Source organism: Chryseobacterium nepalense (genome assembly GCF_023195755.1).
GTDB lineage: Bacteria > Bacteroidota > Bacteroidia > Flavobacteriales > Weeksellaceae > Chryseobacterium > Chryseobacterium nepalense.
Map to the genome: position 1 here is coordinate 2,691,345 of NZ_CP096203.1, position 20,043 is coordinate 2,711,387.

Genomic DNA, 20,043 nt, shown 5'->3' on the forward strand with positions numbered 1-20,043 from the left:
CGAAAATGAATGTTACTTTAAATTTTTGAAATCTTCAGCAGAGATTTCTCCCGTCTGAATTTTTTTCAATTCATCAAGATATTGGCTCATGTAAGCATCAAGCTCAGGATATTGAGCATTTTTTGCAGTTTTATAAGTTCCGTTTAAAACGCCCTGATAATAGTAAAAGAAATTATAATCAAATGCAGATGCGGTAAGATCATATTGTCCTAAAAGGAAACCTAAACGTACAGCAGATCTTCTTTGTGGCGGTGTTCCGTGATGACCCGGACTGTTCGTCTGGTAATCTCCGATGCTTTGTGCAAATTCATAGGCCGCTGCGATTTGTGTAAAACTTGTCTGGTTATAACCGTTCGGTCTTCTTAAATAATATCCTGCAAATCCGTCTGCTTCCAGTTCATTAGGTCTTGCCGTAGATTCGTTTACTGAAGGAAGTCCGAAGATGTATTGCAGCTGGTGTCCATATTCATGGGCTAAAATCATAGCGTTAACAATATCTCCGCCTTTGGATTTGGCATCATAATAAATGGCATATCCGTAATAAATTTTACCCGTTGAATACGAAATCGCATTATATGTAGAATTATAATTCGACGGATCGTTTACAAAACGAAGTGTTGGATTGCTTCTTCCCCAAAGGCTCGCAATTTTTGTCATTTGCGAATTCATGAAGTTAGTGTCTGTAGAATTCTGTAAAGATGTCAGTAAAACGGCAGATGAGCTCCAGTTTTGGTCTACATAATAACATACTTTCTCTAAAGCATTGGGTTGTTCGATTCTTTGACTTTCGGTTTGTTGTTCTGGCTGTACCGGAGTTTCCAGTGTGTCGTCGTTACATGCTGACATAGAAAGTGCAGCAATTGCTCCCGCCAGGATGCGGAAATTAAAGTTTCTTTTCATATAAAATATTTTGGTTTAGCGAAGATATATTATTTAACGGAAAATAATATCACTTTATTGTGATAAATTATTCAAAACATAGTTAAAATTTTAATTAAAAAAGATTGGATTGAATTTGAGGAGATTAGAAAATATTTCTTATATTTGCACCTCGAAATAACTAAAAATTTTATAAACAATGTTTGCAATTGTAGAAATAGCAGGGCTTCAATACAAAGTTGAGCAAGACCAGAAGTTGTTTGTAAACCGTTTATCAGGAGACAAAGGAGGTAAAGTATCTTTCGATAAAGTACTTCTTACTGTAAACGGAGCAATCACTGTAGGCGCCCCAGCTGTAAGCGGAATCACTGTAGAAGCAGAGATCCTAGACCACGTAAAAGCTGATAAAGTAATCATTTTCAAAAAGAAAAGAAGAAAAGGTTACAAAGTGAAAAACGGTCACAGACAATCATTAACTCAAATTCAGATCACTGGTATTACAGGATTTGAAGGAGCTAAGAAAGCAGAAAAACCTGCTAAAAAAACAACAAAAAAGGCAGATGCTGAAGCTGCTGAAAGTGCAGAATAATTGTTAAACCAAAAAACCTTAAAATAAAATGGCACATAAGAAAGGAGTTGGTAGTTCCAAAAACGGTAGAGAATCTCACTCTAAAAGATTAGGGGTAAAGATTTTCGGTGGTCAGGAAGCTATTGCCGGAAACATTATTGTTAGACAAAGAGGTACACAACACCACCCAGGTGCAAACGTGGGAATTGGTAAAGATCACACTTTGTTCGCTCTAGTAGACGGTAAAGTAGTTTTCAGAAAGAAAGCAAACAACAGATCTTTCGTATCTGTAGAAGCAAACGCATAATTTAAGCGTTTCATAAAAATAAAACCTCAGCAATTTGCTGAGGTTTTTTTATTTTATCAAATTCCAATCACGAATGAATATATTTCTTATATTTAACATCAAATCAAACAAAATTTAACTGATATGAAAAATTTAAAGAAAATCACAAGACAGGATCTTAAAGAAGTTACGGGAGGTATCGCTCCTGTAAAAGAATGTTTACCATGCAATATTTATTGCAGTATCCCGGAAGGAGAAAGGCCTCCGTGTAATATTGTTTATATTGTAGCACATTGCAACGGATGTAAAGATTATCCTGCTGAGTCCTAAGAAACAAAAATCTCCTTCGTGAAAGGAGATTTATTTTTTCTGTTAAAAGTTTACCTGGAATCCGGCTTTTATGCCAAAGGTTGAAATATCAGGTCGGTCAAGATAATTTCCTCGCCAGTTAAAGTCTACCCTGAAAATTCTCAGGTTTCCAAAACCTATATTCTCGATTCCGAAACCATATTCGTAATAAATATGATCAGTAGGAGCAGAGTATTTAAAGCCTTCCACGTTAATGGCTTTAGAAGCGTCGCTCAATGTACCGTATGCTCCTCTGATAAAGGCTATTTCTCTTAATTTCAGTTTTTTAATTAACGGAATAAAGGAAAGAATCTTACCGTTAAAATGATGTTCCAGATGTAGTGTTGTGTAAGTGTCTGCTACAAATTCATAATAATTCAGCTGTGCAAAAGTATTCTGTGCAAGACTGTACGACTGGTTTCCGGGAATCACATTCTGCAGCGCCAAAGGAACAGTGTCGAAGTTCTTTCCGGCTTCAAAGTTGACCTGCAGTTTTCCCCAGCTGCCAATTAAAAACGGCTTGTAGAAAAGGAACTGTAGTTTATTATAATTAAAATCAGATCCGAATAATCCTTCCACTCCTTTCGTGTATTTTAAGACAATGGTCGGAGCCAGAGTTCCATGCTCATAACGATCGATCCCGGTCTGGGAAAATTTCGCTCCCGGTCTTGCGATCAGGCTAAGCGTAAAGTGCGAATCGTTTGTGGTTTTCCTTAAAGCGCCATCTTTATAGTACATCAGGCTGAAACCATCCGGATTGGCAGATTTAATGCTCTGCATCGTTCCGTCGAGCCTGATCTGGAAGTTCTTCCAGGGTTCGATTGAGGTAAAGACGTTTGTCTGATTAAGCGAGCTTAAAGATGCGTTTTCTCCTCTTGCAAAAATGGTTGAAGAGGCAAAAGTCCTGGCCATAATCCCGTCATCATTGGTAAGCTGTACTCCTAGCTGAAGTATATCTCTCCGGGTTCCGGCTCCTACGGTAAACCTGTTTACCCTGTTGAACATGAATCTTGCTTCGGCTCCGTATTTTACCTGCTGGTCTTTGAAACCGTAAGCCGTATAAAACTGAACCCTCCACGGATCATTTCTTGTGAAATAAGTTCTTGCGCCCAAACGTATTCTGTCTCCTTCTACCTCATTTTTACCGTAAACAGAGAAAATAGGACCAATATCAATACCTAATTTTTTTACATTATAATATCCTGAACCCAACGTTTCATACAGCTTTACGATTCTGTTGAATTTCGGAGTCTGCTGAAGTTTATCAAGCATATCATAAATTCCCTGCTCGGATTTAGATAAAGAGTCGGGTCTTGCTTTAAGCCAGTAGGCGTCATCTTTGTCTGTGAAGCTATCAGAATATTCTTCTTCTTTTCGTTTGAAAACCTGATCTTCCAAAGGTTTGTTAAATTCATATTCGGAATAATCGACCGACCGTTTGGCAACAATGCTTTTTGCGGTTTTCTTTTTGGAAAACGGCGTCATTTCAATTTCGGTAACAAATTTTCTCGGTAAAAAAGTATTTTCGTCGGGATTATCATACTCCAGTTCGGTAGAGATCCCGTTGATGAAATTAACATTGATTTTCTGGGTGGATTTTAAAGTGGCTCCCAGCACGGCATAACTGTCTGTATCAATATACAGATAACCCTGAAAAGCCAGAACCTCCGTTCTTTTCGGCTGATACCTGATCTTAAAAGCATTTTCTCCGCGAACGGAAACGGTGTCAATTAAATTATAATCATACGTGCTGAAACCTGTTTCTCCCACAGGACTTGGAAAACCGATATCGAAATAATTTAAAGTATTATCATAGATATTAATATCCCGGTAAAGGTTTTTGGCGGTAAGTGTTACGATCTGGTTGTCCTGAAACCCGGATGTTTTTTGTGCGACCAACAGTCTTTTTGTTTTTTTTGAAGGTCTGTTTTCGCCGTAATTTTCATACACCGCTTCATTAAGAAATACAGGAAGTCCTATTTTACCACTGGCGGTAGAATCTTTATAATCGAAAATAAATTCAAGTTTATTGAAAATTTTTCTCTTCATAAAGGCGCTGTCAAGGTTGTTTGCGTCAAACTGGATTTTTTCGTACTCTTTATAGGTGTACGTATCGAATTTATCCAATCCGTTATTTCTTTTTCTGGCCCAGACTTTCTGCATGATGGCATACGCCGGGTTTTCCTTTTTATTTTTATATTTCGGTTTTTCGTTGTGGATCACTACTTCTTCGATGTTGCTTACTTTTTCCTGCGAAAGTTTTACAAAAATATTGTTGGCATTCTCAGGAGTAACATCTACGGTTTCTAGAGCGTAATTTTTTCTTAAAAACTTCAGCTTGTAAATAATGCTGTCCGACTGAACGGCAAAGTTTCCCGAAGTTGTTGTTAATGCAGCCTTATTGCTTTCATTAATAAAGATATCGACACCGCTGATTTCTTTATTCGTTTTGGCGTCTGTAATTTTTCCGCTGGCAGCATTTTGGGCATATACAAAATGGGAAAGGAGGATAAAAATTAAAAAGGGATAATATCGCGGTCTGTTAATTAACATTTGTTGTTCTTCAAGCTATTGCATAAACAAAAAGTATGCAGATTTATTGTAATGGTTCAATAGTATTTAATTTTTCAAGTAAATAAATACAAAACTGCAAATGTAATGAAATAACGTGATTGATAAGTTGCTGTGCTGTTATTATTTTGTTAAAGTGATTGGTGCTTAATAAAATAAAAAAAAGACCTACATTGCTGTAAGTCTTTTTGCTCCTCCTGCTGGGCTCGAACCAGCGACCCTCTGATTAACAGTCAGATGCTCTAACCAACTGAGCTAAGGAGGAATTTCCTATTGTTTTAGTGGTGCAAATATAAAAGGAATATTAATATCAAACAAATTTTTGGTTTAAAAATAATGAGAATTTTCCTGTAATAATGGGCAATGTGAGCTATATAATTATTTTTCAGATGATTAAATTTGTCTTATCAGAAATTTTATTTTCAGAATAGGTAAATAAAAAAAGACCTACATTTCTGTAAGTCTTTCTGCTCCTCCTGCTGGGCTCGAACCAGCGACCCTCTGATTAACAGTCAGATGCTCTAACCAACTGAGCTAAGGAGGAATGTCCTTTGTTTTAAGTGGTGCAAATATAGGACGAATATTTATACCCTGCAAATATTTTTTTAAAAAATTTGAATATTACAATTTTCCTGCAACTATCTTGAATATATCGCTTCCGAAAATCAGGATCATTAAGCCTAAAAGGAAGATTACACCGATCATCTGGGCATTTTCAAGAACTTTTTGAGGCACCGGTTTTCCAACAATAATTTCATATAAAGTAAAAAGCACATGGCCACCATCTAACCCCGGAATCGGAATTAAATTCAGGAAAGCCAGCCAAACCGAAAACATGGCCGTAAAACTCCAGAATGCAACCCAGTTAACAGAAATATTACCGTTCGCATCTTTGTCAACAGGCATATTTTTAACGATGGCAATCGGGCCGCCCACGTTTTTATATCCCTGAATTTTTGAATTAAACATGATTTTAAACTGCTTTACCTGCATCGTAAGCGCTTCAATGGTTCTTACAAAACCTCTTGGAATCGCTTCTCCGAAAGAATATTTTTTATTGGTAGTTACATTCGAAAGGGTCTTTTGAGCAGTTTTTATTCCTAATTTACCATTTTTATCAACCGCTGCAGAAACCGTTTCAGAATTGCCGTTTCTCAGAACCTCAATTTGTACTGTTTTTCCTTTATTTTGATTCAGAACAGTTCCTACCTCATCAAAATACTGCGTTGGCTGTCCGTTAATAGCAATTACTTTGTCTCCTTTTACCAGTCCGGAAGCTTTTGCTGATGGTGTTGCCAATGAATCAATAATCATTGGGAATCTTGGTAGGATGTATAATTTCGCTTCTTTCTGCTTCAGAACATCCGCAACACCGTCATTATTAATCGGGAAAGTGGTTTCTTTTCCATCTCTTAAAACGGTTACATGGTCTCCCAATAAAATATTGATGGAAGCATTTTCCAGCCTTTCGGCAGGTTTTCCGTCGATGTTTATGATTTTATCGCCATTCTGGAATCCCATTTTTTTCCCGGCTTCCGTTACGCCAATTCCGCTGTTGAATTTCGTAAGGTCGGTGTATGTTTCACCATTAAAAAGAGAAAGGCAGGTGTAGATGAGCCAGGCTAGGAAAAAATTCACGGTAACACCTCCCAACATGATAATCAGTCTCTGCCATGCCGGTTTCGATCTGAATTCCCAAGGCTGTGCCGGCTTCTTCAGTTGTTCGATATCCATGCTTTCATCAACCATTCCGGCAATTTTCACATATCCTCCGAAAGGCAGCCAGCCGATACCGTATTTTGTCTGTTCGGGATGTTTTCTCCAGTCACTGTCCGGAAGTTTTGATATATCGATGGGAACTTCTTTCTTTTCGCCGTTCACTTCAATGATTTCGGTATCCGGAAGGTTTTTGGAAAGAAATTTATACTGCCATTTTCCATTGATTTTTTTCATTGAAAAAATTGAGAACCACGGGTCAAAAAACAGGAAAAATTTCTCTGCTCTGGTTTTGAACCACTTTGCGGGTAAGAAATGCCCAAGCTCATGAAGAAGGACTAAGATAGAAATGCTCAATATAAATTGAAACAGTTTGATTGCTATTTCCATTAATGCTTTTGTATGTTAATTTGCAAAGGTAACAATTCTCAAAACTATGCCAAATAAAAAAGCTTCCCGAAACGAGAAGCTTTGTCATATAATATGATGATTTATTATAAATTAATAGAAACACCAAGACTGCCATTGTTGCCGACTTCCGCAAAAACCCCGATTCTCTCCGTAAAGAAATACCTGGCTCCGATATGTGCTCCCAGTCCGAAATCTCTTCCTACAACGCCTACATCAATTCCCGGATAGATATCCAGTTTCTCGGGAAGTTGCAGTGCGTCTTTCAAGTGAAAGTTCAGTCTTCCAAAAACGAAAACACGGTTGTCGTCATCATTGTCTTTGTAATTACTGAAATAGCCGTTGATTCCGGCGCCTACAGAAATAAGCTGGTTCAGTCCGTAATCATACGTTCCTGTAATTCCTGTTCCGTAGCCCCATGCGCTTAGTCCTGCATTGATTTTCTGATCTCCTTTTCCTGTCCAGGCCTGCGCACTGGCAGTTGCTCCTGCAAAAATAAGCATCAGCACAAAACACAATTTCTTCATATAGTATCTTTTTATGTTATTATTTAAAAAATATCTGCAACAAAGATAGAACCGAAATCATCCGAAAATCGTATTTTTAGTGAAGTTTTTTAACATAGTTTATGAAAATTACAGCACTGAATTTAGATATCGTCTGGAAAAATAAAGAAAAGAATTTTCAATTGATCAAAAATGAACTGCATCTTCAGGAAGCGGATCTTTTTCTTTTACCGGAAATGTTTTCTACAGGATTTTGTATGGATGCTTCAGAAGTGGCAGACAGGAATCTGGAATCTCTTGCATTCCTGAAAGAAATGGCAAAGAATAAAAATGCGGCTTTCTGCGGAAGTGCTTCTGTGCAAGAAGATGGTAAGTTTTACAACAGGATGTATTTTGTTCATCCGGAGGGAAATGTGGATTTTTACGACAAACGTCATCTTTTTTCCTTTTCGGGAGAGGATAAGGTTTATACGCCGGGAAAGAAACGGATTGTTGTTAATTATCAGGGTTTTAGGATCTTGCTGCAGGTCTGCTATGATCTCAGGTTTCCCGTTTTTGCAAGAAATAATGACGATTATGATATAATTTTGTATGTCGCCAACTGGCCTGAAAAAAGAGTGGACGCCTGGGAGCATCTGTTGAAAGCGAGGGCTATCGAAAATCTTTCCTTTGTTTTCGGGCTAAACAGGATCGGGACCGATGGAAATAATCTTTTCTATAAGGAAAGTTCCCATTGTTTTTTTGCTGACGGAAAGGAAATTTCTATAAAAGAAGGAAATCTTGTTACTGCAGAATTGCATTTAGAAGAATTAAAAGATTTCAGGGGCCATTTTCAGTTTTTAAATGACCGCGATTCTTTTGAAATTAAGTTATGAAGGCTAAAGTTAAGGTCGAGGCACATTGTATTAATCTTGGTCTCAACCTTAGCCTTAATCTTAAGCATATTGTTTTAAAAGCTGTGTCAGCGTATTCACATCATGAACGCCGCTCTCCTTCCAGAGCATTTCCCCGTTTTTGAATACGGCCAGCGTAGGAACGCCGCGCACACCATATTGTGCTGCTAAAGCAGGATATTGATCTACATCAACCTTAATGATTCTCGCGCTTTCGCCTACATTTTCTTTAACGGTATTAAGAACCGAAGACTGTACTTTGCAGGGCTGACACCACGTTGCAAAAAAATCTATTAAAACAGGTCTTTCAGAATTGATAATTTCCTGGAATTTTTGTGACATTGTTTTGGGTTTTATTAGTCTAAATTAGTGTTTTTAGAAGGTTTTTCGTCCTGGATGGCTTTTACATTTTTCCACGTTGTACCATCATAAACTTCAATACCTTCTTTCTTTAAGATTTCCATCGCCTGATCCGCCTGGATTCCTTTGTTACAGAAAACAACTACTTTTTTTCCTTTCAGAGATTGTGTGTTTTCAGATAGTTCAGCTAAAGGAATGTTAATCGCATTTTTTGCCGATCCTTCTTCATACTGTTCAGCAACTCTTACATCTACAAGAACTACATTCGGGCTGTTCACCACGTCTTTGATATTTTTATCAGGAAGCGTTGCAGAAGAGCGTGTTTTGCATGAGTTCAATATAAAAATTAATACAATAAAAAATCCGTAGAAGCTTTTCATTATTTACAGGGTTTTAGACTGGCATACAAAATCAGAAGTAGGAAGCTTCCCTGTTTTTTTAATTCCGTTAAAACCTCCTTCCACTTCAGTGAAATTCCTGATTCCGTGTGAATTAAGAATGCTTGCGGCGATCATGCTTCTGTAGCCTCCCGCACAATGCAGGAAAAAATGTTCAGCATCATCAATGGTATTTATCCACTCACTGATTTCATCCAGAGGCCTGTTGTAGGCGTTGTCAATATGTTCGGCAGAATATTCCGAAATTTTACGGACATCGATCACTTTAGAGGTTTTATCAAACTGCTCTGCAAATTCTTCCGGAGAAATTCTTTTTATTTCGTCGGTTTCTTTACTGTTGTTCTTCCATGATTCGAAACCTCCTTTCAGATAGCCTACAACATGGTCAAATCCAACTCTGCTTAATCTGGTGATGGCTTCTTCCTCAGTACCTTTTTCTACTACCAATAATAAAGGATGTTTTACATCAACAATTAATGCCCCCACCCAAGGTGCAAAATCTCCCTTCAGTCCGATATTGATAGAATTAGGGATGAATCCTTTATGAAACTCTGCCGGGTTTCTCGTATCTAAAATCAAGGCACCGGTTTCTTCGGCATATGCTTCGAAATCTTCAGCAGGAATTGCGGTCAATCCTTTATTCATTACTACGTCAAGGCTTTCATAACCTCCTTTATTCATGGCAACGTTCATCCCGAAATATTTGGGAGGTGCTGTAAGCCCGTCAAGAACTTCCTTTACAAAAGATTCCTTATCCGGCTGATTGAGTGCGTAATTTGTTTTTTTCTGATTTCCTAATAGATCAACGGTTTCTTTCTGCATATTCTTTCCACAGGCAGAACCTGCTCCATGCGCAGGATATACGGTAATGCTGTTATCAAGCGGCATAATTTTCGTTTGAAGGCTTTCATATAGAATTCCTGCGAGATCTTCCTGGGTGAGGCTGGTTGCTTTCTGTGCAAGATCAGGTCTGCCAACGTCTCCGAGGAATAAAGTGTCACCAGTGAAAATAGCAGTTTCCACTCCGTTTTCGTCAATTAGGAGATAGGTGCTGCTTTCCATCGTGTGGCCGGGCGTATGGAGAACTTTAATTTTTACATTTCCGATCTCAAAAATCTGATTGTCTTCCGCGATAATAGCGTCAAATTCAGGTTGCGCTGTAGGCCCATAGACGATAGGAGCGCCTGTTGCTTTGCTCAGATCAAGATGGCCTGAAACGAAATCTGCATGGAAATGGGTTTCAAAAATATATTTTAGCGTTACATTGTCTTTTTCCAGACGATCAAGGTAGGGCTTTACTTCTCTTAAAGGATCAATAATAGCTGCCTCGTTTTCGGATACGATATAATAGGCACCCTGAGCCAGACATCCGGTATATATTTGTTCGACTTTCATTATGTGGTGTAACTTTTTAAGTTTTTTTTAATATCTGCAAAAATCGTGTTTATTTTCTGAAAAAAGGCAAAATAAAAAAATCTATGCCAATAGAATAAATCTATAAAGTCCAGACCTTCTCGATATGCGGTAGTTATCATAGTCATACATGATTCTGTGGTACTAAGTTAGGCATATTTGTTAATATTTTGCGGATGAAATTAATCATAATGAAAACTTAGCCGGTTCATATTTTAAAAAAAAATTATATTTATGTAAAAAATCAAATGGCAGACAAAACACAATTTATTGAAGAACTGAGTGCAAAGTATACATCAAAAGGAGAATATATTATTTTAGGCAAAGGCATGCTGGACGGAGAAGTGGTTCCTGAAGTAAATGTTGCGATTCCTTTAAAGACGATCAACCGTCACGGACTTATTGCAGGAGCTACGGGAACCGGGAAAACCAAAACCTTACAGGTGTTTGCTGAGCAGCTTTCCCACAAAGGAATTCCTTCCTTGGTTCTGGATATAAAAGGAGATTTCTCGGGAATTGCAGAAGCAGGAACAGAAAATCCGGTTATTCAGGAACGTTATGCCAAAACACAGCTTCCGTACAGTCCGCAGGCTTTTCCTGTAGAATTAATGACGATTTCGGGAGAAAGAGGCGTAAAGCTGAGGGCTACCGTAACGGAATTCGGGCCGGTACTGCTGAGTAAGATCCTTCAGCTGAACGATACACAGCAAAGTATCATGGCCATTGTTTTTAAATATTGTGATGACAAAGGACTGCCTCTCATTGATCTGAATGATCTTAAAAAGGTTCTTCAGTATGTTACCGAAAACCCGCAGGGAAAGGCGGAACTCTCGGCTGATTATGGTTCAATCGCATCATCTTCATTGGGAGCAATTCTGAGGTCTATCGTAGCACTGGAACAGCAGGGAGCGTCAAAGTTTTTCGGTGAATTAAGTTTTGATGTACATGATTTGCTGCAGACAAGAGACGGGAAAGGGGTGGTTAATATTTTAAGGGTAGCAGATATTCAGAGCAAACCTCAACTATTTTCTACATTTATGCTTTCGCTTTTTGCAGAGATTTATATGACATTCCCTGAGGAAGGCGATACCGGCAAGCCGAAACTGGTATTATTTATAGACGAGGCGCATCTTATTTTTGATGAATCTTCCAAAGCCCTGGTTTCGCAGATTGAAACAATGGTAAAGCTGATCCGTTCCAAAGGTGTCGGAATTTACTTTATTACCCAGATACCCGGAGATGTTCCGGAGGCTGTGCTCTCGCAATTAGGGTTAAAAATTCAGCATGCGCTGAGGGGTTTTACGGCAAAAGATAAAAAAGAAATTACAAAGGCAGTGGAAAATTATCCCACAACGGAATTTTATGATGCTGCCACTTTAATTCAGAATCTCGGAATTGGCGAGGCTTTTGTGACTGCTCTGGACGAAAAAGGAATTCCTACCCCTTTGGTACATACCTATTTAATTTCTCCTGAATCAAGAATGGATGTTCTTAATGATGCGGAAATTTCAGATCTGACAGGCCAATCTGCTTTGGTTATTAAATATGAAAACGTGGTTGATCGTGATTCGGCGTACGAAATGCTGGTAAGAAGAATGGAGCAGGCAGCAGCGGAAGCTCCTGTAAATCAAAAAACAAAGCCTGCAAAAGAAGAGCCGGGAATGGTTGAGCAGATTTTGCAAAGTAAAGCAGCACGCACTTTTACCGGGACGCTGATGCGGGAAGGAGCAAAGGCCATCTTAGGGATGCTGGGTCTCGGCGGTAGGAGAAGATAATCGATGTTTTTTGTAATACTATTGTAGGGTATTCATGCACAATTTTGATAAGATTGATAGAATTTTTCCTATTTTAGCAGGATTGTCTTAATGAAGATATGGCATGTATTGTGTTATTTAAGATAAGTACAGTCTGTACACGTTATAATTAATCTAAAAGAAAGTTGTATAAAGTTTAAATGTATTCAATTATTGATATAGAAAGCAATGGTGCAGGTTACAGAAAAGAATGCATTATAGATATTGCTATTTACAGGTATGATGGGCAAAAAATTATTGACCAGTTCATCTCTCTTGTAAATCCCGAAAGCGATATCACGCCTTTTGTGCAGAAACTCACCAATATAACTCCCAAAATGGTAAAAACAGCTCCGAAATTCCATGAAATTGCACGCAGGATTGTGGAAATTACGGCCAATACTACTTTGGTGGGGCATAATATTGATTTTGATTACAGAATGCTTCGCCAGTCATTTCAAAGATTAGGTTATGATTTTAAAATCAATACTTTAGATACTATTCCGCTGGCTAAAAAGCTCATTCCGGATGAGGTGAGCTATTCACTTGGGAAGTTGGTAAAATCTTTAGGTATTCCTCTTACGAACCACCACAGAGCGGATGGAGATGCACGTGCGACGCTTGAGCTTTTCAAACTCTTGATTTCAAAAGATACTGAAAACGAGATTATTCAGAAGCAGCACGAGGAATCTAACGCAAAAACCTATATCAATAAGATAAAGGTACTTACTCAGGATCTTCCGAACGATAAAGGATTTGTGTATTTCCAGAATGAAGAGGGTAAAATTATTCTTTCAGATTACGTTCAGGATATCAACAAGTTTTCCAAAAAGGTTTTCAATTCCAAATCCAAACGATGGGAAGAAATTCAGAAAGCGGTTGAGCAGATCAATTATGAACTTACTGGAACCGATATTATTGCCAAACTAATCCTGAATTCAAAAGGCATCAGAAAAAAGGAAATATTACCTTTCGGCCTTTATCACAGAAATCAAAAATATGTGGTTGAAAAAAACAAGCTTAACAAAGCTGAAAAGCCAATCCTGAAATTTAGGTCTTTTACCCAGGGTGCAAAGGCTGTTGAATTCATCAGTAAACTGGAAGAATATACGGATGTTGAAGTTTTTAAAAAGAAAATTGATTTTAAAAAACGCAATGAGCTTTGGCTGGGATCCGGCAGAAGACTGGGTGAAAAACTTTTTCTTCTTGTTGAAAACGGAAAGGTGACTTCTTATGGATTTTACGAGCTTTTTACACAGATCCAGACGCTGAGTAAAATTTCAAAATTAAAAATCGATCTGCAATACCAATCGGGAGATTTGGTAAATGAACTGCAACTTGCGCTTTTGCGGGGAGATTTTGAAACACTGCCGTTACCTAAGTAACTGATTTTTACTTATCAATAATTTAGCAAGATTTAAAAAGATAAAACACGCATATTTTCCGTTAACCGAGGGAGTTTCGGAGATGTGCGCGTTCTGCTGCTGTCTGATCTTTCAGCAATATGTTTAAAGCTTGTAGATTTTTTCAAAGTGAAAAATACTTTTTTATTGTGGTTTTTAAGTTTTTTTTTCTTTTAAAATTAAAAGAAAAGAATAATGTTCTATGTATTTGATTTTAAATGGTAAACAATTTCTTATTACCTTTGTACTTTCTTAATAACATAAATAAGTTTTACTTAATTAATTATGAATCCAAAAGAATTACTGAAGATTGCCAATGAGTTTGGTACACCGGTGTATGTTTACGATGCTGAATCGATTAAAACCCAATACGAAAAACTTACATCATCTTTTCTTAAACACACGAAGTTCTTCTATGCTGCAAAGGCGTTGACCAATATCAATATCCTTAAGTATGTCAAGAACCTGGGTGCTTCTTTGGATTGTGTATCAATTAATGAAGTGAAACTCGGGCTAAAGGCTGGGTTTACCAAAGAAAAAATATTGTTCACCCCCAATTGTGTGGATCTTGCCGAAATTGAAGAGGCAATGACCTTCGGAGTACACATTAATATTGATAATATTTCCATTCTTGAGCAGTTTGGCAACAAATACGGCAATACCTATCCGATTTTAGTAAGAATCAATCCGCATATTTTCGCTGGAGGAAACTATAAAATTTCAACAGGGCATATCGACAGCAAATTCGGAATTTCCATTCATCAGGTACGCCATATCGAAAGAGTGATGAAGTCTACCAACCTGAATGTAGAAGGGCTGCACATGCACACCGGAAGCGAGATCAAAGATCCGGATGTATTTCTTCAGGCTTTGGACATCATGCTGGAATTGTCTGAACACTTCCCGAATTTAAAATATCTGGACATGGGAAGCGGTTTTAAAATTCCATATCAGGATACCGAAGAAGAAACGGATGTAAAAACGCTGGGTAAAAAAGTAGAAAAGGTAATTGCCGAATTTTCAAAATCCACTGGAAAGAAGTTTGAGCTTTGGTTTGAACCGGGGAAATTTCTGGTAGGAAAGAGCGGTTATCTTTTGGTGAAAGCCAATGTTATTAAACAGACTACGGCAACGGTTTTTGTAGGGGTGAATTCCGGTTTTAATCATCTGATCCGCCCGATGTTCTACGATTCCTACCACGTTATTGAGAATTTATCCAACCCGAAAGGTGCGGAAAGGATTTATACCGTCGTAGGAAATATCTGCGAAACCGATACTTTTGCCTGGGACAGAAAACTGAATGAAGTAAGAGAAGGCGATATTCTGGCATTCCACAATGCGGGAGCTTACGGCTTTGAAATGAGTTCTAATTTTAATTCGAGACTTAAGCCTGCCGAGGTATTATTCTTAGACGGAAAAGCGCATCTCATCAGAAAAAGAGATGAATTTGAAGATCTTCTAAAAAATCAGATTGAAGTAATTTAATATTTATATAAAACTCTACAGAAACGTAGAGTTTTTTTATTTGTAACTTCTTATTCAGATTTTATAATCCTTACATTTGTTAATGGCATAATCTTTACAGGATTAAGCTTTTTGATCCATTCCACTTCACGTTCAAATAATAACACCAAAAAATATTAATTATGGCCAAAAACATCGCAGAGCAGATTGTAGAAATGCTCGAAGAAGCCAATGTTAAAAGAATCTACGCTGTTACCGGAGACAGTCTCAATCATCTAAATATCGCTGTTAAAAAAAGCAGTATCGAATGGATCCACGTAAGGCATGAAGAAGCCGGAGCATATGCCGCTGCCGCCGAAGCTGAACTGGACGGGTTTGCTGTATGTGCCGGAAGTTGTGGCCCGGGACATGTGCATCTCATCAACGGAGTCTATGAAGCCCATCGTTCGCACGTTCCGATGCTGGTGATTGCCTCCACGATTCCGAGCAATGAAATGGGAATGGATTATTTCCAGGAAACAAACACCATAAAACTTTTTGATGACTGCAGTCATTACAACCAGATGATCACAAGGCCGGAGCAGGTACAGAGAACGGTGCAGACAGCCATTCAGCATGCAATTTCCAAAAAAGGAGTGGCAGTAATCGGTCTTCCCGGCGATGTATCTGAGCTGGATGCGGAAGAGGCAACAACGTCTAACAAGATTTTTAAGACAAATCCTATAATTCGTCCGTCAGATGAAGAATTAAACCAGTTGGCCAGTTTGATCAACGAAAGCGAAAAAGTAACGGTTTATTGCGGTATCGGTGCAGAAGATGCCAATCCGGAGGTTGTGGAATTATCAAAACATCTAAAAGCACCGGTGGGGTATTCTTTCCGTGGAAAAATGGCCATCCAGCCGAATAACCCAAATGAAGTAGGGCTTACCGGGCTTTTAGGGTTGCCTTCTGCTTATCACGCAATGCATGAAGCGGATCTGTTACTTCTTTTAGGTACCGATTTTCCATATGAGAAATTCATGCCCGTTAAAAATAAAATTGTTCAGATTGATGAAAGTCCTGAGAGATTAGGACGAAGAGCCAAGCTTGAACTTGGACTGGCGGGAGATGTAAAGGAAACGATCAAGGCTTTATTGCCTTTGTTAAAAGAAAAAACAGATGCAAATTTCCTGAAGCAACAACTGGAATTCTATGAAAAGGTTAAAGAAGATCAGTTAACCTATGTAAAAGACCCCGGAACGGAAAACGGAATTCAGCCGGAGTTTGTTACCTATACTTTAGATAAATTAGCAAAAAAAGATGCGGTTTTCACGGTGGATACAGGAATGTGTTGTGTTTGGGGAGCCAGATATATTACCGGAACGGGCGCAAGAAAAATGCTGGGTTCTTTTAATCATGGTTCTATGGCGAACGCTATGCCGATGGCGATTGGAGCTTCTCTGGCTTATCCGGGAAGACAGGTTATCGCGATGTGTGGAGATGGGGGACTTTCAATGCTTTTGGGAGATATGGCAACCATTTTTCAATATAAACTTCCTGTAAAGATTATTGTATACAATAACAGATCTCTGGGAATGGTAAAGCTGGAGATGGAAGTAGGAGGTATGCCGGATAATGAAACGGATATGGTGAACCCGGATTTTGCAATGATTGCTCACGCCATGGGATATCCCGGAAATAATGTTCACAAACCTGAAGAAGTGGAGACTGCTATTAAAGAATGTCTCGATTACAACGGACCTTATCTCCTGAATATTTTTACCAATCCTAATGCGCTGGCCTTGCCTCCGAAAATTGAATTCGACCAGATTCTTGGGATGACGAAATCAATGGCTCAGCTGATGCTTGGTGGAAAAATGGAAGAAGCGTTAGACACTGTGAAAAGCAATTATAAACACATAAAAGACATATTGTAAAAAAGCAGCTTCATACTTTACTTTTGTATGGAGCTGTTTTCTTTCAACAGAAGAAGTATTATCTTTGTTTATTAATTCTAAATATCCTATGAAAGCTATTTTGTTTTTATCAGCACTTTTGATTTCAGGCTTTGCATCTGCTCAGTTTGATGTAGAAGACAGGGATGATAATTTTATTACGGAAAATAACAGGAGTATTTTAAAAATAGATATTAAAGAACCCTTGCTTCAGGTTGCCGTAAAGAACTGCAGTGATTTTCAGGCCGCTTCTTTTGAAGGTGGAATTCCAGCTTATAAAGAAATTCTTAGAAAATATATGTATGTCTATCTCAATACCGATTTTTATGTTCTGAACGGAGATTTTACATTTACCATTACGGTAGACCAAAATGGGAAAGTTACCGATATTGAAGGGTCTCCCAAAGTTGCCAACAGCCGTATATTCTTTGATGATATGAAATATATCGTAAGAAGAATAAAGAAAAACTGGATTCCTGCTGTCTGCAATGGAAAACCGGTGACCTCGCAAATAAAAATCAAAATGAATTTATCTACCATCGCAACTGATGTGTAAACAAACTTTAACCATGAAATATTATTTTTTAATACTGCCTTTATTGCTTTTAGGTCATAAAGGCTTTTCACAGCAAACAGACATGTATGCGATTAAGGGACAGGTTGTAATAAACATGAATTTCACCAATAACACTTATGATCATGATTAAGATATTTCCTTTACTTGCTTTATTATATTATTCGTCTTTTTGTGCACAGATTAACAATGCATATTATTCAGCAGGAGAAGAAGCTTACAAAGGAGGTGCTGAAAAGATGTATCAGGATATACATGATGTTATGATTAAAAAAAATCTTCAGAAATGTGATAAAAACGAATATTTTTATGTTAGACTTAAAATAAATGATGCAGGAAAACCGGGACTTATAAACGATAAGAGAACCAAAGAGTTTATACAAAAATCACCTTGTGCTTATGATTACGTTGTTAAAACACTCGGAGAACTTCACGATTGGCTTCCCGATAAGAATGTGACATCTTTTGATGGTAAACTCTATGAGTTTCCTTTTTTTCCTAATGATTTGATCGGAGATAATTATAAAACAGGCTACAATGCTAAAGAGCAGACTGAAAAAGCAGCCTATGAAGGAGGGACTGATGCTTTCAGAAAAGAGCTTGTTTATTTAATAGAGCAATATCTTTCAGATTTGTATAAGCCGGAAGGAATTTTTGAATTATCTTTCACAGTAGATGAAAATGGTAAAGCATCCAATTTTGATATTTTTCCCAGATCTCCTTCATCTGAACAGTTTGTGAGTGATATTAATACAGTTACCAAAAGGATGAAGAATAAATGGACAGCTGCAAAATTCAGAGGGCAAAATATTTCTTCAAGAAATGTAGTTAAAATAAAATTCAGAAATGATTAACTCCTGACATTCTGTCACAATTTTGTATCTTTGCAAATTCAATAAGTTAAGTATTTAATGTTTTGAGTTCAAATCTGTATGTGTAGAGCTACAAACCTTAAATTTTAAACCTTAAATAAGATTATCGTGCAGGAAAAATATATAGACGAAACAAAACAGGGAGAAGCTTTTGCTATTGCCGAAAAAGATGGTAACTCAAAGAAATTGTTTCTTGAGAGCTATGGATGTCAGATGAATTTCTCCGACTCAGAGATCGTTGCATCCATCCTTAATGAGCAGGGATACAATACCACGCTTAAGGTAGAAGAAGCAGATCTTATCCTTCTGAATACATGTTCTATCCGTGAAAAAGCAGAACAGACCGTAAGAATGCGCCTTTCCCAGTTCAAAAACCTAAAAAAAGAAAAACCCAATATGACAGTTGGAGTTTTGGGTTGCATGGCGGAAAGGCTGAAAACAAAATTCCTGGAAGAAGAACAATTGGTAGATCTTGTAGTGGGTCCCGATGCGTACCGTGATTTACCGAATCTTTTAAAAGAAACCGAAGATGGAAGAGATGCCATCAACGTCATTCTTTCTAAAGAAGAAACGTATGCAGACATCAATCCTGTCCGTTTGGGAGGAAACGGTGTTACGGCTTATGTTACCATTACCAGAGGATGCGATAATATGTGTACATTCTGCGTAGTTCCTTTCACCAGAGGTCGTGAAAGAAGCCGTGATCCGCATTCAATTTTAGAAGAATGTAAAGGTCTTTGGGAAAACGGATATAAGGAAATAACACTTTTGGGGCAAAATGTAGACTCTTACCTTTGGTACGGAGGCGGCCCGAAAAAAGACTTTATCAAAGCATCTGAAATGCAGAAAGCAACTGCTGTGAATTTTGCCCAATTGCTGGATTTAGTAGCGAAAGCAGTTCCTCAGATGAGAATCCGCTTTTCAACCTCAAATCCTCAGGATATGAGCATTGATGTCTTCAGAATGATGGCAAATCACGAAAATATCTGCAAATATGTTCATTTACCGGTTCAGAGCGGAAGCAACAATATGCTGGAAGCAATGAACAGACAACATACCCGTGAAGAATATTTGGATTTAATTAAAAAAGCCAAGGAAATCGTTCCGGAAGTCGCTTTTTCTCAGGACATGATCGTTGGTTTCTGCAATGAAACAGAGGAAGATCACCAGGATACATTGAGCTTAATGAGAGAAGTGGAATATGATTACGGTTATATGTTTGCTTATTCAGAAAGACCGGGAACGCCTGCTCACAAGAAAATGGAGGACAATATTCCTGCAGATGTTAAACAGCGGCGTCTTGCGGAAGTAATTGCTTTACAGGGAGAATTGTCAAGGAATAGAATGAAGTCTTATGTCGGAAAAGTGCATCAGGTTTTAATCGAAGGAACTTCCAAAAAGAATGAAAACCAATGGAAAGGAAGGAATTCCCAGAATGCGGTTTGTGTATTCGATAAGCTGGAGGGTCAGAAAATTGGTGACCTGGTGGATGTTTTTGTTTTTGACAACACCCAGGGTACACTTTTAGGGGAAACAGTGAAGTAGATTATTTGGGCAGCTTTTCCGCCTTCCGTTCCCGCTTTTTTATTTTTTGAAAAATAAAAGAGCTCCACTCAAGTCGGGCTGCGTGCAATTCAATGATAAAATAAAATTTAGA

At 38.0% G+C, this 20,043-nt stretch carries 17 protein-coding genes, 2 tRNA genes and 1 pseudogene; 11 read left to right on the forward strand and 9 right to left on the reverse strand.

All coding sequences use genetic code 11. From position 1 onward, the window contains the following. Positions 1–12 precede the first annotated feature (12 nt). Entirely contained in the window at positions 13–900 is an 888-nt protein-coding gene (locus tag M0D58_RS11895; protein ID WP_248389491.1) for a neutral zinc metallopeptidase, read from the reverse strand. Between the two features lie 178 nt (positions 901–1,078). Between M0D58_RS11895 and rplU the strand changes: the two are divergent. The 3 genes and pseudogenes from rplU to M0D58_RS11910 form a co-directional block, all read left to right on the forward strand. Then, positions 1,079–1,441: pseudogene (gene rplU, locus M0D58_RS11900) on the forward strand (50S ribosomal protein L21); the annotation flags it as partial. A gap of 55 nt (positions 1,442–1,496) precedes the next feature. Next, positions 1,497–1,754 (forward strand): 50S ribosomal protein L27, encoded by a 258-nt coding sequence (rpmA, locus tag M0D58_RS11905; protein WP_100076262.1) that lies wholly within the window; start codon positions 1,497–1,499, stop codon positions 1,752–1,754. Between the two features lie 123 nt (positions 1,755–1,877). Further along, positions 1,878–2,063, forward strand: coding sequence for a bacteriocin-like protein (locus tag M0D58_RS11910; RefSeq protein ID WP_072884877.1), 186 nt, complete (start codon positions 1,878–1,880; stop codon positions 2,061–2,063). Between the two features lie 42 nt (positions 2,064–2,105). Here the strand turns inward: M0D58_RS11910 and M0D58_RS11915 are convergent, their stop codons facing one another. The 5 genes from M0D58_RS11915 to M0D58_RS11935 all read right to left on the reverse strand — a co-directional run bounded on the left by M0D58_RS11915 (position 2,106) and on the right by M0D58_RS11935 (position 7,303). Beyond that, entirely contained in the window at positions 2,106–4,634 is a 2,529-nt protein-coding gene (locus M0D58_RS11915) for a DUF5686 family protein (protein WP_248389493.1), read from the reverse strand. Positions 4,635–4,843: 209 nt separating this feature from the next. Beyond that, a tRNA-Asn gene (locus tag M0D58_RS11920) sits at positions 4,844–4,917 on the reverse strand. A 205-nt stretch (positions 4,918–5,122) separates the two neighbouring features. Then, positions 5,123–5,196: transfer RNA gene (locus M0D58_RS11925), tRNA-Asn, on the reverse strand. Between the two features lie 77 nt (positions 5,197–5,273). Further along, positions 5,274–6,758, reverse strand: a complete 1,485-nt coding sequence (rseP, locus tag M0D58_RS11930; protein WP_248389495.1) for an RIP metalloprotease RseP — start codon at positions 6,756–6,758, stop codon at positions 5,274–5,276. 104 nt (positions 6,759–6,862) lie between these two features. Beyond that, positions 6,863–7,303, reverse strand: coding sequence for a DUF6646 family protein (locus tag M0D58_RS11935; protein ID WP_248389497.1), 441 nt, complete (start codon positions 7,301–7,303; stop codon positions 6,863–6,865). A 101-nt stretch (positions 7,304–7,404) separates the two neighbouring features. Here M0D58_RS11935 and M0D58_RS11940 point away from each other — a divergent pair, with 101 nt between their 5' ends. Further along, positions 7,405–8,157: a nitrilase-related carbon-nitrogen hydrolase gene (locus M0D58_RS11940; RefSeq protein WP_248389499.1), complete on the forward strand. Its 753-nt coding sequence runs from the start codon at positions 7,405–7,407 to the stop codon at positions 8,155–8,157. A 60-nt stretch (positions 8,158–8,217) separates the two neighbouring features. Here the strand turns inward: M0D58_RS11940 and M0D58_RS11945 are convergent, their stop codons facing one another. The 3 genes from M0D58_RS11945 to M0D58_RS11955 are packed head-to-tail and all read right to left on the reverse strand — an operon-like array spanning position 8,218 to position 10,328. Further along, positions 8,218–8,517, reverse strand: a complete 300-nt coding sequence (locus tag M0D58_RS11945) for a thioredoxin family protein (RefSeq protein WP_066438885.1) — start codon at positions 8,515–8,517, stop codon at positions 8,218–8,220. 14 nt (positions 8,518–8,531) lie between these two features. Next, complete coding sequence (locus M0D58_RS11950; protein WP_248389501.1) at positions 8,532–8,915, reverse strand: rhodanese-like domain-containing protein; 384 nt, start codon at positions 8,913–8,915, stop codon at positions 8,532–8,534. 3 nt (positions 8,916–8,918) lie between these two features. Next, complete coding sequence (locus M0D58_RS11955) at positions 8,919–10,328, reverse strand: MBL fold metallo-hydrolase (RefSeq protein ID WP_248389503.1); 1,410 nt, start codon at positions 10,326–10,328, stop codon at positions 8,919–8,921. A gap of 266 nt (positions 10,329–10,594) precedes the next feature. On the opposite strand from M0D58_RS11955, the gene M0D58_RS11960 reads away from it, so the two are divergent. The 7 genes from M0D58_RS11960 (at position 10,595) to miaB (ending at position 19,931) form a co-directional block, all read left to right on the forward strand. Beyond that, the gene (locus M0D58_RS11960; protein WP_248389504.1) at positions 10,595–12,121 is read left to right on the forward strand and encodes a helicase HerA-like domain-containing protein; all 1,527 of its coding nucleotides are present in this window, start codon (positions 10,595–10,597) and stop codon (positions 12,119–12,121) included. A 179-nt stretch (positions 12,122–12,300) separates the two neighbouring features. Next, positions 12,301–13,524: a 3'-5' exonuclease gene (locus M0D58_RS11965; protein WP_248389506.1), complete on the forward strand. Its 1,224-nt coding sequence runs from the start codon at positions 12,301–12,303 to the stop codon at positions 13,522–13,524. A 303-nt stretch (positions 13,525–13,827) separates the two neighbouring features. Then, the gene (gene lysA, locus M0D58_RS11970) at positions 13,828–15,027 is read left to right on the forward strand and encodes a diaminopimelate decarboxylase (protein WP_248389516.1); all 1,200 of its coding nucleotides are present in this window, start codon (positions 13,828–13,830) and stop codon (positions 15,025–15,027) included. Positions 15,028–15,188: 161 nt separating this feature from the next. Continuing rightward, positions 15,189–16,922 (forward strand): thiamine pyrophosphate-dependent enzyme, encoded by a 1,734-nt coding sequence (locus M0D58_RS11975; protein ID WP_248389518.1) that lies wholly within the window; start codon positions 15,189–15,191, stop codon positions 16,920–16,922. Positions 16,923–17,010: 88 nt separating this feature from the next. Next, positions 17,011–17,496 (forward strand): hypothetical protein, encoded by a 486-nt coding sequence (locus tag M0D58_RS11980; protein WP_248389520.1) that lies wholly within the window; start codon positions 17,011–17,013, stop codon positions 17,494–17,496. Positions 17,497–17,639: 143 nt separating this feature from the next. After that, entirely contained in the window at positions 17,640–18,368 is a 729-nt protein-coding gene (locus tag M0D58_RS11985) for a hypothetical protein (protein ID WP_248389522.1), read from the forward strand. 126 nt (positions 18,369–18,494) lie between these two features. Next, positions 18,495–19,931 (forward strand): tRNA (N6-isopentenyl adenosine(37)-C2)-methylthiotransferase MiaB, encoded by a 1,437-nt coding sequence (gene miaB, locus M0D58_RS11990; protein ID WP_248389523.1) that lies wholly within the window; start codon positions 18,495–18,497, stop codon positions 19,929–19,931. The last annotated feature ends 112 nt before the right edge of the window (positions 19,932–20,043 follow it).